At 42.1% G+C, this 16363-nt stretch carries 12 protein-coding genes; 1 reads left to right on the plus strand and 11 read right to left on the minus strand.

The window, feature by feature from the left end; genetic code table 11:
• Window positions 1-214 precede the first annotated feature (214 nt).
• A complete protein-coding gene (gene argR / locus C2M33_RS16175) occupies window positions 215-682 on the plus strand; it encodes a transcriptional regulator ArgR (protein WP_063702957.1) in 468 nt (155 codons plus the stop codon).
• Here argR and C2M33_RS16180 read toward each other — a convergent pair.
• The 11 genes from C2M33_RS16180 to ampD all read right to left on the minus strand — a co-directional run bounded on the left by C2M33_RS16180 (window position 679) and on the right by ampD (window position 16208).
• A complete protein-coding gene (locus C2M33_RS16180; protein WP_063702955.1) occupies window positions 679-1578 on the minus strand; it encodes a Dyp-type peroxidase in 900 nt (299 codons plus the stop codon). The genes argR and C2M33_RS16180 overlap by 4 nt on opposite strands.
• Window positions 1579-1639: 61 nt before the next feature.
• The gene (locus tag C2M33_RS16185) at window positions 1640-2683 is read right to left on the minus strand and encodes an ABC transporter ATP-binding protein (RefSeq protein ID WP_063702952.1); all 1044 of its coding nucleotides are present in this window, start codon (window positions 2681-2683) and stop codon (window positions 1640-1642) included.
• Window positions 2680-4314: an ABC transporter permease gene (locus C2M33_RS16190; RefSeq protein WP_063702950.1), complete on the minus strand. Its 1635-nt coding sequence runs from the start codon at window positions 4312-4314 to the stop codon at window positions 2680-2682. Before C2M33_RS16190 ends, C2M33_RS16185 begins: the two co-directional genes overlap by 4 nt.
• A 77-nt stretch (window positions 4315-4391) precedes the next feature.
• The gene (locus C2M33_RS16195; RefSeq protein ID WP_063702948.1) at window positions 4392-5396 is read right to left on the minus strand and encodes a Fe(3+) ABC transporter substrate-binding protein; all 1005 of its coding nucleotides are present in this window, start codon (window positions 5394-5396) and stop codon (window positions 4392-4394) included.
• Window positions 5397-6352: 956 nt separating this feature from the next.
• On the minus strand, window positions 6353-6994 hold the full coding sequence (locus tag C2M33_RS16200) for a tRNA-uridine aminocarboxypropyltransferase (protein WP_063703519.1): 642 nt from the start codon (window positions 6992-6994) through the stop codon (window positions 6353-6355).
• 227 nt (window positions 6995-7221) lie between these two features.
• Window positions 7222-8646 (minus strand): dihydrolipoyl dehydrogenase, encoded by a 1425-nt coding sequence (gene lpdA / locus C2M33_RS16205; protein ID WP_105174894.1) that lies wholly within the window; start codon window positions 8644-8646, stop codon window positions 7222-7224.
• Window positions 8647-8834: 188 nt separating this feature from the next.
• Window positions 8835-10754 carry a pyruvate dehydrogenase complex dihydrolipoyllysine-residue acetyltransferase gene (gene aceF, locus C2M33_RS16210; RefSeq protein ID WP_105174895.1) on the minus strand — a complete coding sequence of 640 codons (1920 nt, stop codon included), beginning with the start codon at window positions 10752-10754 and terminating at the stop codon, window positions 8835-8837.
• A 9-nt stretch (window positions 10755-10763) separates the two neighbouring features.
• On the minus strand, window positions 10764-13430 hold the full coding sequence (aceE, locus tag C2M33_RS16215) for a pyruvate dehydrogenase (acetyl-transferring), homodimeric type (RefSeq protein ID WP_105174896.1): 2667 nt from the start codon (window positions 13428-13430) through the stop codon (window positions 10764-10766).
• Between the two features lie 85 nt (window positions 13431-13515).
• The gene (gene pdhR, locus C2M33_RS16220) at window positions 13516-14265 is read right to left on the minus strand and encodes a pyruvate dehydrogenase complex transcriptional repressor PdhR (protein ID WP_036965924.1); all 750 of its coding nucleotides are present in this window, start codon (window positions 14263-14265) and stop codon (window positions 13516-13518) included.
• A gap of 527 nt (window positions 14266-14792) precedes the next feature.
• Entirely contained in the window at window positions 14793-15644 is an 852-nt protein-coding gene (gene ampE / locus C2M33_RS16225; protein ID WP_063702940.1) for a beta-lactamase regulator AmpE, read from the minus strand.
• Window positions 15645-15665: 21 nt separating this feature from the next.
• Window positions 15666-16208: a 1,6-anhydro-N-acetylmuramyl-L-alanine amidase AmpD gene (gene ampD, locus C2M33_RS16230; protein ID WP_105174897.1), complete on the minus strand. Its 543-nt coding sequence runs from the start codon at window positions 16206-16208 to the stop codon at window positions 15666-15668.
• Between the last annotated feature and the right edge of the window lie 155 nt (window positions 16209-16363).

Consider the following 16363-nt stretch of genomic DNA (forward strand, 5'->3'; position numbering starts at 1 on the left):
GTAATTTGAGGTAGGAAATATTTGTGGCCCTAAAGATAATGAAATTAGCGACTAAAAACAAATTTATCCTGCTTATTTCGCGTATAATTTCGACCATAGTTGTAAACTTGGCTGTAAAGACACAGCATTTTGGACGACTTTGTAAACTAATACTGCATAAATATGCAGAGTTGTGTAGAATTACCCTACATTTTATGAATAAAGAAACGGCAACATGCAACCACAAGACAAACAAGAAGCACTGATCAAAGCGTTTAAAGCGCTATTAAAAGAAGAAAACTTCGGCTCACAAGGTGAGATTGTCGAAGCATTAAAAGAGCAAGGCTTTGATAATATTAGCCAAAGTAAAGTCTCTCGCATGTTAAGCAAGTTCGGTGCGGTACGTACTCGCAATGCAAAACAAGAAATGGTGTATTGTTTACCAGCTGAAATGGGTGTGCCAACAGCGAAAAGCCCGCTTCGCCAACTTGTTATTGATATTATGCATAACGAAATGATGATCATTATTCGCACCAGTCCAGGCGCAGCACAATTAATTGCTCGTTTACTTGATTCACTCGGTAAAGCAGATGGTGTACTAGGTACGATTGCAGGTGACGACACTATTTTTATCGCCCCTGCGAAGATTTCTGAAATCGATGTGACGCTTGAGCGCGTGCGCACTTTATTCGATACCGTTTAAAGCTGCTTTAAGAAGTTTACTGACGGGGCGAAAAACGCAGAACCCATATCGGCTTGAGTAAAATCGAGCCAATGATCATAGCAATCGCCCTGCCCTAAGCGACTCTTTAATACCTGTTCAAACGCATCCCCTTGCGCAGCACACGAAACCATTAAAATTCCCTGCTTATGCACATCACCAAATGGCATGCTTTGGTTTAGCAATAGTGGCTGGCCATGATCATCTTTTAATTCACTACGAACCGCATGACTGGTTTCTACAGCAGGCACAATCAAGGTGTTATCTAAACGCGTGCGCCCCATGATTTGCTCTTGCTCAGATAACGATAAATGCTGCCAGACACTCAAATCATGCACAAAGCGCTGAACATGGATATAACTGCCTTGGTCTTCAAAGTGACCCGGTTTATCGATAAGTGCTGTACTACGCTTTTGGCGACCATGCGGCGTATCACCCGCATAGATAAAGCCGTTAAAATCACGCCCGTCTAAAAATCGAAAATTACGAACCTGCTCCACCAGCTCAACATCCGGTGTTAATAATTTTAGGATTTGCAGAGCAAATAGATGATTGACATCTTCGCGGTCTGAGCGAATTTGTACAAACAAATCAAATGGCTGGGCACTAATCACATGATCACTGTGAGTTACATTCGGAAAGCTTTGCAATTGACTAGGAATAAACTCGGGTAAGATATGCGGCCAATACTGAGCACCAAGGGCAACCACGCACGACAGCATGGCTTCTGAGAACTGATCAGCAAACTCATCTTGAATGACGCTGACGCGTTTTAGTTTTTTACGTAATGACTCATCATGGCCATCGTAAACATTAAAAAACAGGTGCAAACCATGTAAGTTTGCTTCAGCACAAATCCCAGATTGCGCTTGCGCCATAGTGAATCCTTAGCTTCTCGTTATTTGCACAAAGCCAAGGATTCAAGATTGTTATTTATCACTAATCATGAAAAAAATTGACTGTGTGCGGCATTATTTTTATTTTTACAGGCTGCTCAACAGCTAACACGCGATCTTGCTCTGCGGCAACTTCACACTCTTGACCTGCAATATTGATACGGTACACATAACGCGTGCCGATAAAACGTCTTTGCAAGATAGTTAAACTGTTTGCGTCACTGTGCGCAGCTTCACACAACTGAATATGGTGCGGTCTTATATACACTTGACCTTGCTGGCAATTAGTATTGCTTGCCGTCAATGACTGAACCACACCAAACGCCGTTTCGTATTCAGTTGGCGTTAATACTTTTGCCGTTAAGTATATGCCCGTACCAAGAAACTCTGCAACCACCTTTGAGTTAGGTTGACTAAATAACTGCTCCGGAGAGCCCTGTTGGGCGATTTTTCCACCATGCATAACAGCAAGCGTGTCAGCAAATGCGAAAGCTTCTTCCTTTGAGTGGGTAACAAATACCGCAGAAACCTGCTGAGCTTTAATAATGCGGCGTATATCGGCGATAAGCTCAAAACGTACTTGTGTATCAATATTCGAAAATGGCTCATCAAGTAATAATAAACTTGGTTTGTAAGCAAGTGCACGGGCTATTGCCACTCGTTGCTGCTGGCCACCTGAAAGCTGATGCGGGTATCGCTGTGCACAACCATCGAGTTTAACAAGGCTAAGCATTTCATCTACACGCTCTCGCTTTTGTGCTTTGCTCATGTTGCTAAGGCCAAACGCAATGTTGTCGCTCACCGTTAAATGAGGAAATAGCGCATAGTCTTGGAACATCATGCCAATATTACGTTTTTCCGGTGCAACAAATAGCCCACTATCGTTAACCACTTTTGAATCAATACTCATATAGCCTTGCTCAGGCTGTAAAATCCCGGCAATTGCCTTTAAGGTTGTGGTTTTGCCGCAGCCACTTGCGCCAAGCAAACAGACGATTTCATCTTGTTCAACATTGAGGTTTAGTTCACTCAACACCTGAGTCGCATTGTACTGATAAGCTAAGTCTTTAATTATCAAATGACTCATGAGTGATTTTGCTCCATCGAACGATTAACGAAATACAAAGGGATTAACCCAACTAACACGATAAACAAGGCCGAAATTGACGCAAGCTCCAATTGCTCATCACTAACATATTGAAAAACATGGGTGGCCAGCGTTTCAAAATTAAAAGGCCTAAGTAATAAAGCGGCCGGTAATTCTTTCATACACTCAATAAACACTAATAAGCCAGCTGTTAGAATGCCGCGTTTTAATAGCGGTAAATGTACTCGCCAAAGTGTTTGTAAGGGCCCTTTGCCCATTGATTGGCTGGCCATATCAAGTGATGGGCTAATACGTAAAAAACTGCTTTCAAGTGCGCCATGTGCAATCGCATAAAAACGCACAACGTAAGCAAAGATCATCGCAAATAAAGTGCCACTTAAAAGTAACCCCGGTGATAAACCAAAAGGCTCAAGCCAATTATTTAATGCATCATCCAGCTGTGTTAATGGCAGTAATACGGCAATCGCTAACACAGTACCAGGTAAGGCGTAGCCAGTACTTGCTAAACGCCCTGGGAGCAAAGGGTAAGCTTGTTTAGCAATGCGCTGATAAAACAATACCAATAAGCTCAATAGGATAGTTGCAATGCTCACCACAACAGCCACTTTAAAACTTTGCCAAGCGTAATTAAAAAATGCCCCATTCCATGCTTCATCTGCATAGACAATGGCGTATTTAACTAACACCCCAACCGGTAGGATAAAAGCCAATACCAGCACAACTGTACAAGCAAAGCTTGCAGCCCACGCCGCACCGCCTTTTAAGCGATACAAGGTTGCGCTGTTTACGCTTGACTGACGTTCATACACGGCTTGATTGCGACGACTAAAGCGTTCAACCATGATGGTTAAAAACAAAATCAGTAACATGATACCTGAGATTTTCGCCGCAGCAGTTAATGAGTAATAGCCAAGCCATGTATCGTAAACAGCGGTCGTCAGTGTGCTCACAGCAAAGTAGTTAACAGTAGCAAAATCAGCCATAGCTTCCATACTGATCAATGTAACCCCTGCCACAATCGCCCCACGACCAAGAGGCAGACTAACGCGCAAAAAACTCTGTAATGGCGATAAACCCATCAGCTGACTAGCTTGTACTAGTTTAAAAGACTGCTCTCTGAGTGCAGTTTTAAAAATTAGGTATAAGTAAGGATAGAGTACCAAGGCAATCATAAAAATAGCCCCAGTCAATGTACGAATATCAAAAAACCAGTAATCGTCTGGTGATTGCCAACCAAACCAGTCTCTGAGTGCGATCTGTACAGGCCCTGCGTAATCAAGTAAGTCGGTATACACGTAGGCGATAAGATAAGTTGGCATTGCTAAAGGCAGCATTAACGCCCATTCAAATTGCTTACGCCCGGGAAAGTCACAGTATGCAGTTAACCAAGCTAGCGGCAATGCAATTATACAGCTTAACAGCCCTACCCCTGCAATGAGAATTAGCGTATTACGGGTATAATCCCACAGCACCGTATCGAAAAGGTGCTGAAATACATCTGAATCCCCTTGCAGAGATTCAAATAACAAAAAGCCTAATGGCGTAACAAGCAACAGGCCAATAAGCCAGGCTGTAAGCTGCCAACGCGACAGCGAAAACTTCACATGCATAAGTGGATTAATACCAGATAAAATAAAAGCTGTTAAAAAACAGCTTTTATAAAATTGTGTAACGAGGAATGTTCTCGTTATAAATCAAACTTTACTTCATCAATCAGCTTCAGTGCCACAGGGCGATATTTGCTTATCTCATCAAGAGGAAGACTGTCTTCTTTAAACTCACCCCATGATGCAACCATCTCAGATAATGCAACCCCTTGCTTTACAGGGTATTCCATATTCACTGAAGCATACATATTTTGCGCCTTATTGTCGGTCATATACTCAATCAGTTTCAAGGCATTTTCAGGGTTTTTAGCATAACGGGTCATAACAACGCCCGATACATTGATATGAGAACCTCGGTTTGTTTGGTTAGGAAAGTTAATATAAACCGCTTCAGCCCATGATTTTTGCTGCTCATCTTGCATCATTTTACCAAAATAGTAGCTGTTACCTAACGCCAGATCACATAAACCTTCTTTTACTGCTTTGACTTGCGCTCTGTCATTCCCTTGCGGCTTACGTGCTAAATTGGCTTTAACCCCCTCAAGCCATTGCTTAGTTTTTGCTTCGCCATGGTGAGCGACCATAGAAGCAACTAAACCTAAATTGTATGGATGTTTGCCAGAGCGAGTACAGATTTTACCTTTGTATTTTGGGTCCGCTAAATCTTCGTAAGTTAGCTCTGCAAGTGCACCAACGCGCTCTTTTGAAGAGTAAACATTACGTACGCGTTTAGTAAGTGCTATCCACTGACCATCTGCATCGCGAAAGGTGCTTGGCACATTCGCGTTTACCACATCACTATTGATTGACTGCGTTAAACCTAAATCTTCTAGTTGAATAAGTGCACTAAAATTTGAAGTTAATACTAAATCAGCCTTACTGTGTTTACCTTCGCGCTTAACACGCTCAATCAGCCCTTTTTTTGCAAATACCACATTAGTTTTAATGCCTGTTTGCTTGGTGAAATCGTCCAAAATAGGTTGAATTAAGAACGGTTGGCGAAACGAGTAAATATTTACTACATCAGCAGCAAATGCTGGCGCAGTTAAAAATGCGCTAAGTAATACAAAGGCTGTTTTTTTCATTTTATTACACCTAAATAATAACAATTATCAAAATATTTTACCTAGAGTTAGGGCAAAGTGCACCCGTTTAAACTCATAAATAAACTAACCAAGCTGCCATTTGGGAATTTACATGTAAGACATATCTCACCCGCATGGCAGTTATTGAGTAAAAAGCACCAGCAAACACTGCACAAAAACCCATAACCAGCTGAAATAAAACAACTTAGTTTAAATGACAATAAAATAACCAGCAGTTTAAACAAGATTTTGACCTACTCAGCGCTTCCTATTTCTCTATAATTACTTACATCAACTAAGCAAGAAGCTTAATGAGTAGATGGATAAGGAAGCATTACTCATAAAACCGCGGAATAAGGTTCATTAGGAGAATAAGGAATCAAGGACAGGCTCAGGAAGAGTAACGCAATGGAGTGACAACCTACGGACAACATCAGGATGATGTGGAATGGCATAACAGCAGGACGTTGTTATACAGGAAGTTCAAAAAGTGGAATAAAGGACAGGCCGTTAGGGCATCGCAATGGATTTGCAAGTAAAGGGATAGTGTTAGGATGGCACGTAAGGGAATGGTAAAGTAATTACCAGCAAGGATGTAAAGGACTAAAAAGGAAACAAGGCTGGATTGCCTTATATTGCACAGAACCAATAAGTAAAGTGTAATCGCATGGATTGGCAAAGTTTAGGGAGTTGATTAGATTCAATTGCAGGATGCAAAAAATTAAGAAGATTCCGCAAGCGCGACTAGTGATAGTACGCGCTTTTCTTTTGCCTACAATTTAGTAAAGAGTTATACCAATTCGCTTAATTAAGTGGTCTATTTTGAGGCAATAAAACCTCGTCGATAACAAGGCAAAAATTTCGTTATTTAGTTGTTCTAAATCAGTAATTTTTAACGCAGGTAGCGACAGGTTTAATCCCTCAAAATGATTAAGTATTATTGCGGATTGGTACTATTACTCCGGTCGCCCCTTATTTCGCTTACCTAGTAGGTAGGCATCTCTGAACTTAATAAAATGCTGTTCTAGCTTTTGAGTAGCGTCTTTCTCACCCGCAAGCGCAAGTACCATAATAGCCACCTCAGCGGTGCCAAGTTGATGTTCGTGTGGAGCTACACGTAATCGATAATCCGAAAGTTTTTCAGGTGTGATTGAAAGCACAGGTAAATTATCCAGATAAGGACTTTTACGGATCATTTTCTTTGCTTCGCGCCAAGTACCATCTAAGAAGATAAACAACGGACGCTTACCTTCAACAGGAGTTACCTCGGTGATCACCCGCTCTTCGTCGTCAACATCGCTGGCAGGGAAAATAACCATAGGTTGATACTGAGGATCTGCCAACAAGCTTAGTAAGGCATCATCAGGATTCGTTCGATCCCATTTAAAGGCATAGTTTTCTGGCACGATTTCAGCAATTAAACGGCCAGTATTTGACGGCTTAAAACTCTCATTGTGATACATAAGTAAACAGACTGCGGCATCGCACTTTGCCTGCTCAACGCCTTCACAAATACAATAGTGCTCGGCTAATAAACATCGCTCACAACGTGTTAGTTTTGCTCCTCGCGCTTTAAATTCACGACGAGACTCAGCCATTTGTTGAGTGCGAAGCACTAACACGGAATTATTTGAGATAGTAGCCACTGTATTTACCAGAAAATTAAACGGCGCGTATTGTAGCTAAAAATATGGGGAATAGATATTAATCTAAGTTTTAAGCTACAAGCTACAAGCTACAAGGAACGAGTGAAATCTGATGGTTTGTTGTTAAAAACAAAAAACCCAGCCGGAGCTGGGTTTTTAAAAAAATTAGTCAAAAGAACTTACTTCTTTTTAACTGCTTTTTTGTTTGGAAGGTCAGTGATTGAACCTTCGAAGATTTCAGCAGCTAGACCGATTGATTCGTTTAATGTTGGGTGAGCGTGAATAGTTAACGCTAGGTCTTCACCGTCTGCGCCCATTTCAACTGCTAAGCCGATTTCACCTAGCATTTCACCTGCGTTGATACCAACCATAGCACCACCGATAACACGACCTGAGTCTTTATCGAAGATTAGCTTAGTTTGGCCTTCAGTACGTGCTGAAGCGATTGCACGACCAGAAGCAGCCCAAGGGAATACAGCAGTTTCGATGCTTAAGCCTTGCTCTTTAGCTTCTTTCTCAGTTACACCAACCCATGCGATTTCTGGATCTGTGTATGCGATTGAAGGGATGCACTTAGGATCGAAGAAGTGTTTCAGACCAGAGATAACTTCTGCAGCAACATGACCTTCGTGAACCGCTTTATGTGCAAGCATTGGTTGACCAACGATATCACCGATAGCGAAGATGTGACCAACGTTTGTTTTAAGCTGCTTATCAACATTGATGAAACCACGCTCATCAACATTAACGCCTGCTTTATCAGCATCAACAAGCTTACCGTTAGGTGTACGACCTACTGCAACAAGTACTTTGTCGTAACGTACTGCGTCAGCTGGTGCATTTTTACCTTCGAATGAAACGTATAGACCGTCTTCTTTCGCTTCAACACCAACAACTTTAGTAGAAAGCATTACGTTGAACTTGTCTTTAACGTAACGTTGGTAGATTTTAATAACGTCTTTATCAGCTGCTGGAACTAATTGATCAGCAAACTCAACTACGTCAATTTCAGAACCTAGCGCACGGTATACAGTACCCATCTCAAGACCGATGATACCACCACCTAAAACAAGTAGTTTCTCAGGAACGTCTTTAAGCTCTAGTGCACCTGTTGAGTCAATTACACGGTCATCTTCAGGGATGAAAGGTAAGTTAACAGGTTGAGAACCTGCTGCAATAATAGCATTGTCAAAAGTGATTGTTGTTGTACCGTCAGTACCTTCAACAGCAATTGTGTTGCTGCCTGTGAATTTACCGTAACCGTTAACAACTTTCACTTTACGCATTTTAGCCATGCCGTCTAGGCCGCCAGTTAATTGACCGATTACAGACTCTTTCCAAGAACGGATTTTGTCTAGGTCGATTTCAGGCTTGCCAAAAGTAACGCCGTGAGATGACATTTCTGCAGCGTCATCGATCACTTTAGCTACGTGTAAAAGTGCTTTTGAAGGAATACAACCCACATTTAGACATACACCGCCTAATGTGTTGCGAGATTCTACCAATGTTACTTCTAAGCCCAAGTCAGCAGCACGGAAAGCCGCAGAATAACCACCAGGACCACCGCCTAGTACAACAACTTGAGTTTTTAATTCGTTGCTCATGCTATTACCTTAAATGTTTGAACGGGACACTGCCCCTATGTTTAACTGCCATGTTTCTGCAAGTCAGAAAGGGAGAGCAGATATCTATACCAAGATTGTTCTATGGCAAAGATTGTATCATTGCCAATGGTAAAAATCCCAGCAAAAAACACCTTGCTGGGATTTGATTCTTATAATTTACGAGACGATTACATCACTAGTTGACGAATATCGCTCATGTAGCTTGCTAGCGTCACAGTAAAGCGTGCTGCTAGGGCACCGTCAATAACCCTATGGTCGTATGACATTGATAATGGAACCATTAATTTAGGTTCAAACTCTTTGCCATTCCACTTAGGTTTCATTTCTGACTTAGATACACCTAAGATAGCAACTTCAGGCGCATTCACAATTGGCGTGAACGCTGTACCACCGATACCACCAAGGCTTGAGATTGTGAAACAACCGCCTTGCATATCTGATGACGTTAGCTTGCCGTCACGTGCTTTCGCAGAAATTTCCATTAACTCACGAGAAAGCTCAATGATGCCTTTCTTATCTACATCTTTGAATACTGGAACAACCAAACCGTTTGGCGTATCAACAGCAACACCGATATTGATGTACTTCTTCAAGATTAAGCTTTCGCCATCTTCAGACAGTGAAGAGTTAAACGTTGGGAATTCAGCAAGTGCTTTCGCCGCTGCTTTCATCACAAACACAAGTGGCGTGATTTTAACACCCAACTTTTTCTTCTCAGCAAGCGCATTTTGCTCTTTACGGAATACTTCAAGGCTTGTGATATCAGCTTCGTCAAACTGTGTAACATGCGGGATTTGCACCCAGTTACGGTGTAAGTTAGCGCCTGATAGCTTTTGAATACGAGAAAGTTTTTTCTCTTCGATTTCACCAAACTTAGCAAAATCAACCTTAGGCCAAGGAATAAGACCTAGCTCGCCGCCACCAGCATTACCTTTACCTGCAGATAGTTGACCTGACTCAACTTTCTTCACAAGGTCTTTCACGTAGTTTTGTACGTCTTCTTTCACAACACGATTCTTACGACCCGTGCCTTTTACGTTCGCTAGGTTAATACCAAACTCACGCGCTAAACGACGTACAACTGGCGATGCATGTGCATAGGCTTTGTTATCTGCAAAACCTTCGTTGCTTGCAGGTGCTGACGCAGGCTTTTCAGCCGCAGGCGCTTTTGCTGCTGTTGCAGGCGCGGCTTCAGCTTTTGCAGGCGCGGCTTCAGCTTTTGCAGGAGCAGGCGCCGCTGCAGCTGGTGCACTACCCGCAACTTCAAATACAAAGATAAGTGAGCCAGTTGATACTTTATCGCCAGCTGCTACTTTGATTTCTTTAACTGTACCGGCAAATGGTGCAGGCACTTCCATTGATGCTTTATCGCCTTCAACGTTTAAGATTGATTGATCTTCTTCAACCTTATCGCCAACAGCAACCATCACTTCGGTTACTTCAACTTCATCACCACCGATATCAGGCACGTTTACTTCTTTAGTACCAGATGCCGTTGCTGCCGGAGCCGCTTCAGCTGGCGCTGCTTCTGTTGCAGGTGCTTCAGAGCCGCTTGATGCTGTTTCAAAAACGAAGATTAAAGAGCCAGTTTTCACTTTATCGCCAGTCGCGATTTTGATCTCTTTAACAGTACCAGCAAATGGTGCAGGTACTTCCATTGATGCTTTATCGCCTTCAACGCTTAATAAAGATTGCTCTTCTTCAACCGTGTCACCTACCGCAACCATGATTTCAGTTACTTCAACTTCATCATCGCCGATATCTGGCACAGTCACTTCCTGTGTAGCAGAAGCTGAAGATGCAGCTGCTGGAGCAGGTGCTTCTTCTTTCGCTTGTGCTGGCGCAGCAGCTTGTTCTTCACCTTCGAAGATCATGATAAGTGAACCCGTCGTTACCGTATCACCTTCAGCTACTTTAATTTCTTTAACCGTACCTGCTTGTGCAGCAGGTACTTCCATTGATGCTTTGTCGCCTTCAACCGTTAATAACGATTGGTCAACCTCAACCTTATCACCAACGCTAACAAGGATTTCGGTTACTTCAACGTCATCGCCACCGATATCTGGTACTTTAATTTCAATACTCATTGGAACCTCTTATGCGTATAGCGGGTTAACTTTGTTTGTGTCGATGTCGAATTTCTTGATTGCTTCAACAACCACTGACTTCTCAACTTCACCACGTTTAGCAAGCTCAGATAATGTTGCAACCACAACATAGCCCGCATTAACTTCGAAGTGACGACGTAAGTTTTCACGGCTATCAGAACGACCGTAACCATCAGTACCCAACACTTTATAGTTGCTGCTTGGTACAAATGAACGAACTTGTTCTGCGTAGTTCTTCATGTAGTCTGTTGCAGCAACAGTCACTGCATCTGTTAATGCATTTGTGATGTAAGCAGTCTTTTGCTCTGCTTCAGGGTTAAGCATGTTGAAACGTTCAACATCTTGACCGTCACGTGTTAACTCGTTGAATGACGTTACAGAGAATACATCTGAACCAATGCCATACTCTTCGCTTAGGATTTGTGCCGCTTTACGCACTTCCATCATGATAGTACCTGAACCAAGTAACTGTACTTTCGCTTTCTCGCCAGCCACAGTTTCAAGTTTGTAGATACCTTTACGAATACCTTCTTCAGCGCCTTCTGGCATTGCTGGTTGATGGTAGTTTTCGTTCATTAGCGTTAGGTAGTAGAACACGTTTTCTTGGTCTTCACCGTACATGCGACGAATACCGTCTTGCATGATTACCGCTACTTCGTATGCGAATGTTGGGTCATAAGAAATACAGTTAGGTACCGTGTTAGCAAGAATGTGGCTGTGACCGTCTTCGTGCTGTAAACCTTCACCGTTTAGTGTAGTACGACCTGCTGTAGCGCCTAGTAAGAAACCACGTGCTTGCTGGTCACCAGCCATCCACGCCATATCACCTACACGTTGGAAACCAAACATTGAGTAGTAGATGTAGAATGGGATCATTGGTAAATCGTTAGTGCTGTATGATGTTGCAGCAGCAACCCATGATGACATTGCACCTAACTCATTGATACCTTCTTGTAATACCTGACCTGAAGTTGCTTCTTTATAGTAAGAAACGATGTCGCGGTCTTGCGGCGTATAGTTTTGGCCATGAGGGTTATAAATACCGATTTGACGGAATAAACCTTCCATACCAAATGTACGCGCTTCATCGGCGATGATAGGCACGATGTTTTTACCAATGCCTTTGTCTTTTAGTAACACGTTAAGTGCACGAACAAAGCCCATTGTTGTAGAGATGTCACGTTTTTGCTCTTCAAGTAACGGCTTGAACGCGTCAACTTCTGGTAATACTAATTTTTCAGAGAAGTTAGGAATACGCTTAGGCGTGTAACCTTGTAGTGCTTCACGGCGAGCGTGAAGGTACTTGTGCTCTTCTGAACCTTCTTCAAGCGTTAAGTATGGGAGATCAGCTAATTGGTCATCAGAGACAAGATCTTGTAAACCTAGACGAGAACGTAGGTGTGCTACGTGAGTCATGTCCATTTTCTTAACTTGGTGTGCAATGTTTTTACCTTCAGCCGCTTCACCCATGCCGTAACCTTTTACAGTTTTAGCAAGGATTACAGTTGGACGGTCTTTGGTTTCTTCCGCTTTTTTGAATGCAGCGTAAAGTTTTGAAGGCTCATGACCACCACGCTTAAGTGCGAAGATCTCTTCATCAGTCATATCAGCAACAAGCGCAGCTGTTTCTGGGTAACGACCAAAGAAGTGTTCACGAACGTATGCACCATCTTTTGCTTTATAAGTTTGGTAATCACCGTCAATCGTTTCGTTCATTAACTGCAGTAATTTACCTGTTGTATCTTTAGCAAGTAGGATATCCCAACCACTACCCCATACAACTTTAATCACGTTCCAGCCTGCGCCTTTGAATAGGCCTTCAAGCTCTTGAATGATCTTACCGTTACCCATTACTGGGCCATCTAAACGCTGTAGGTTACAGTTGATTAGGTAACATAGGTTATCTAGCTTCTCACGCGCAGCGAAAGAGATTGCACCACGTGATTCTGGCTCATCCATCTCACCGTCGCCTAAGAAAGCGTATACGCGTTGGTTTTTAGTGTCTTTTAAGCCACGACCGTCTAGGTACTTTAAGAAACGAGCTTGGTAGATTGATGCAATTGGACCAAGACCCATAGATACCGTAGGGAACTGCCAGAATTCAGGCATTAATTTAGGGTGTGGGTATGAAGGAAGACCTTTACCATCAACTTCTTGACGGAAGTTATCAAGTTGCTCAGCAGTTAAACGACCTTCAACAAATGCACGTGCATAGATACCTGGTGAAATGTGGCCTTGGTAATAAACTAAATCACCGCCATCAACATCGTTTGGTGCTTTGAAGAAGTGGTTAAAACATACTTCATAGAATGCCGCTGAAGACTGGTAAGACGCCATATGGCCGCCTAAGTCTAGATCTTTTTTCGACGCACGTAATACGATCATGATCGCATTCCAACGGATGATTGAACGAATTCGACGTTCAATGTTTACGTCACCTGGGTAAGCAGGTTCTTGATCTACCGGAATGGTATTAACGTAGTTAGTGGTTGTGCCAGTAGGCATATCAACACCGTCTAAACGGGCTTGCTCTAACACTTGCTCAAGTAAGAATTGAGCACGTTCAACACCTTCTTCACGCACAACAGACTCAAGGGCTTGTAACCACTCTTGTGTTTCTAGCGCGTCTACGTCAATTTTATTGACTTCAGACATATGGAGGTTTCCTTATGTTTAAAATACTAATTATTTTAATAAATCTTAAAATTAAGTAGTTAACTAAACTTAGCTAATCACTTGCTTAATGTTGTTTGGTGCGTCTTAAACTACGTTCAATTCGCGAATGCTCTTTGCCAGCCTCAAGTAAGGCTTCTTCGATAAAGGCTAAGTGAGCATTACTAGCAAGACGTGCTTGCTCTGGGTTTCCTTCAATAACCGCATCCATCAACAGTCGTCTATGTTCTGCGAGCTGCTGGCTGATCTGTGGTTTTTTTAACAGTACAGTTAAATTCTGTAATACATTTTGCTCTAGCAAGGCCTGCATACCACGTACTAAATGGAGCAGTACAACGTTATGAGACGCTTCTGCCACACTAAAATGAAATGCATTTATTGCTTTTGCTTTTTGCACAATGTCGTCATTAACGAGCGCAATGTTGTCAAAGCTTTGTTTTACTTTTTTGAAGTCATTCGTCGTGCCACGCATAGCAGCATAATATGCTGCAATTCCTTCAAGGGCATGACGAAATTCGAGTAAATCAAATTGTGACTCTGGATGCTTACTAATCAAATCAAAAAGCGGATCAGTGAGCCCCTCTTCAAGCTGATTTTTTACGAACGTTCCGCCTCCTTGACGACGCGTTACTAACCCCTTGGCTTCTAGCTTTTGAATCGCCTCACGCAGTGAAGGTCGCGATACTTCAAATTGTTTCGCTAATTCACGTTCCGGAGGCAGCTTTTCGCCTGGCGCTAACGACCCCTCAAGAATCATATTCTCAAGTTGTTGTAAAATTACATCAGATAATTTTGCTGCTTTAATCTTTAAAGACATTTATTAACGTCCGCATTGTTATGCGCTAACCCCATAAATATCGGGTATTTAGCCTTGTGCTTTGACCAAAAAGGTAAATTGGTCATACCAAATTTGTCGCATACGTTATCAAAAACCCGTATTTCTGTCAATTTCACTACGTTCAGCGCCTAGTTACACCCTAACGTAATTCGACTAAAGATTAAACAGTATGGATTAAAGTGGCTTTTTCTGAAGGAAAAAACAATAAAAAAGAAATGGTCAGACCAGATTAAACGACAGAGCTTTTAGTGGTCAGGTATTAGATGTTAGTTGAATTGAGTTGCTTTGTAGCAGCGGGTTTACCCCGCATCGTTGAATTGAATGCTGAAAAATATTCGAAGTAGGATGCACTTCAGTGCTGAAAAATTAAAACTCAATCGAAAGTGCATTAGTAGAGCGATTAATGAATAAAGTTATACAACAAGCTTTACTCTTGTAACTTGCTAACTCAAACACATTCCCGGCTAAAGCCAGTCCTACATCTCGTAACTTGCTAACTTTACAAGCTACGCCAAGCCACCAAATAAAGTAAGTGCTGCGATGATCACTAAAAAGAACAATACATTTCTTTTTACAAGTTTCATCATACAGGTGGCTTCATAAGTACAGCCAAAATGTTGCTGCTCAATTTGCTCAGCGGCAAGTGCAGTTTGCGTAACTACTTTTCGGTTACTCACCGAAAAGTCGAGCACATACTTCAGCCAACAACTGGTACCTTTATTAAAGTTACCAATCACTAAATAACCAAAGCTTGCAACCCGAGCTGGTAACCAATCGAGCCAGAACAATAAGCTATGTACTAGTTTAAAACGCTTAGCATAGGCAACACTGTGATCATCCCTTACTTTGTCAGCAAAAGTTCGAACTAGCGCATAAAGCACCGCGCCAGGGACACCTAAGACCACAAACCAAAAAATAACTGCACAATAAAAGCGAAAATTTAACCAAGCTAAAGTTTGGCCAAAAGTTTCACCATGAGGATCATCTTCAGTCTTCTTTTGGCCCATTTGTAACGCAAATAGGGTTGCAGCCTCTTGGTCGTTGCGGGTTAACGCATTTAAGTAAGACTTATATAAAGCACGTTGCTTAGCACAGCCAAAACAAACCAGCAGTACAGCAACATTCACAGCCAGTTGCCAGATAATAAATTCGGATAGTTGATAAATTAATGCAACAGCCACGACAGGCAACATTAACCAAATCAAAAAACCAATTGGCGAATTAAATAAGCCTTTTTCTGAGAGTTGTTTTTGCGAGTGCTTAAGATAGGTATTGGCATAAAAACCGATTTGCCAGTAGTTAGCTCGAGCCCCTAAACGCTCAATTACCAAAGCAATAATTATTGAAATTAAGATCATGCTTTTACCTATATCCTTTAACTAAAACACTAAATCAAAATAGTATTGCCAATCAAAACTCGCTCCAGGATCAGTTTTTCTGCCCGGTGCGATATCACAATGGCCAACAATGCGCGAACGGTTTATCTCAGGGTACTTTGCCATCAACGCCTTAGTCACTAAGTGTAATGCATTATACTGGGCTTGGGTATACGCCAAGGTGTCGGTACCTTCTAGCTCAATGCCCACGCTAAAATCATTACAGCGCTCTCTGCCTTCAAACGTTGAGATACCGGCGTGCCAAGCCCGTTTCTCAAAAGGCACGTACTGAATAACTTCACCGGTGCGACGAATAAAGCAATGCGCAGAGACTCTTAAGCCTTTTAAATCAGTAAAGCTTTCGTGCGCTGCACAATCAATCGTCCCCATAAATAAATCATCCACATAAGGCGTTGCAAACTGCCCTGCTGGCAATGAAATATTATGAATAACAAGTAATGACACCTCGCCCTCAGGGCGCTCATCATAATGTGTACAGTGCCTTAGTAACACATTGTTTAATTGGCCCAATTCATTTATATGCATATTAAAAACTAACGATGACAATAAAGTTAAATAGTGTAAAGGGTTAAAATCTTAGGGTCTAGTTGCTTTGATTCAATCACTTAAAGTAAGGGTAAGGATACTTTACTATGACCGATCTTTGTCTTCTATTAAGGGGTTAAACATAGTAAAATTTC

The sequence above is a fragment of the Pseudoalteromonas sp. T1lg122 genome, from assembly GCF_002964825.1.
GTDB lineage: Bacteria > Pseudomonadota > Gammaproteobacteria > Enterobacterales > Alteromonadaceae > Pseudoalteromonas > Pseudoalteromonas gelatinilytica.

What these genes read in the sequence shown, in the direction of transcription:
- argR (WP_063702957.1), top strand. Translation starts at nt 215, where the DNA reads ATGCAACCACAAGACAAACAAGAAGCACTGATCAAAGCGTTTAAAGCG.
- C2M33_RS16180 (WP_063702955.1), bottom strand. Translation starts at nt 1,578, where the DNA reads ATGGCGCAAGCGCAATCTGGGATTTGTGCTGAAGCAAACTTACATGGT.
- C2M33_RS16185 (WP_063702952.1), bottom strand. Translation starts at nt 2,683, where the DNA reads ATGAGTCATTTGATAATTAAAGACTTAGCTTATCAGTACAATGCGACT.
- C2M33_RS16190 (WP_063702950.1), bottom strand. Translation starts at nt 4,314, where the DNA reads ATGCATGTGAAGTTTTCGCTGTCGCGTTGGCAGCTTACAGCCTGGCTT.
- C2M33_RS16195 (WP_063702948.1), bottom strand. Translation starts at nt 5,396, where the DNA reads ATGAAAAAAACAGCCTTTGTATTACTTAGCGCATTTTTAACTGCGCCA.
- C2M33_RS16200 (WP_063703519.1), bottom strand. Translation starts at nt 6,994, where the DNA reads ATGGCTGAGTCTCGTCGTGAATTTAAAGCGCGAGGAGCAAAACTAACA.
- lpdA (WP_105174894.1), bottom strand. Translation starts at nt 8,646, where the DNA reads ATGAGCAACGAATTAAAAACTCAAGTTGTTGTACTAGGCGGTGGTCCT.
- aceF (WP_105174895.1), bottom strand. Translation starts at nt 10,754, where the DNA reads ATGAGTATTGAAATTAAAGTACCAGATATCGGTGGCGATGACGTTGAA.
- aceE (WP_105174896.1), bottom strand. Translation starts at nt 13,430, where the DNA reads ATGTCTGAAGTCAATAAAATTGACGTAGACGCGCTAGAAACACAAGAG.
- pdhR (WP_036965924.1), bottom strand. Translation starts at nt 14,265, where the DNA reads ATGTCTTTAAAGATTAAAGCAGCAAAATTATCTGATGTAATTTTACAA.
- ampE (WP_063702940.1), bottom strand. Translation starts at nt 15,644, where the DNA reads ATGATCTTAATTTCAATAATTATTGCTTTGGTAATTGAGCGTTTAGGG.
- ampD (WP_105174897.1), bottom strand. Translation starts at nt 16,208, where the DNA reads ATGCATATAAATGAATTGGGCCAATTAAACAATGTGTTACTAAGGCAC.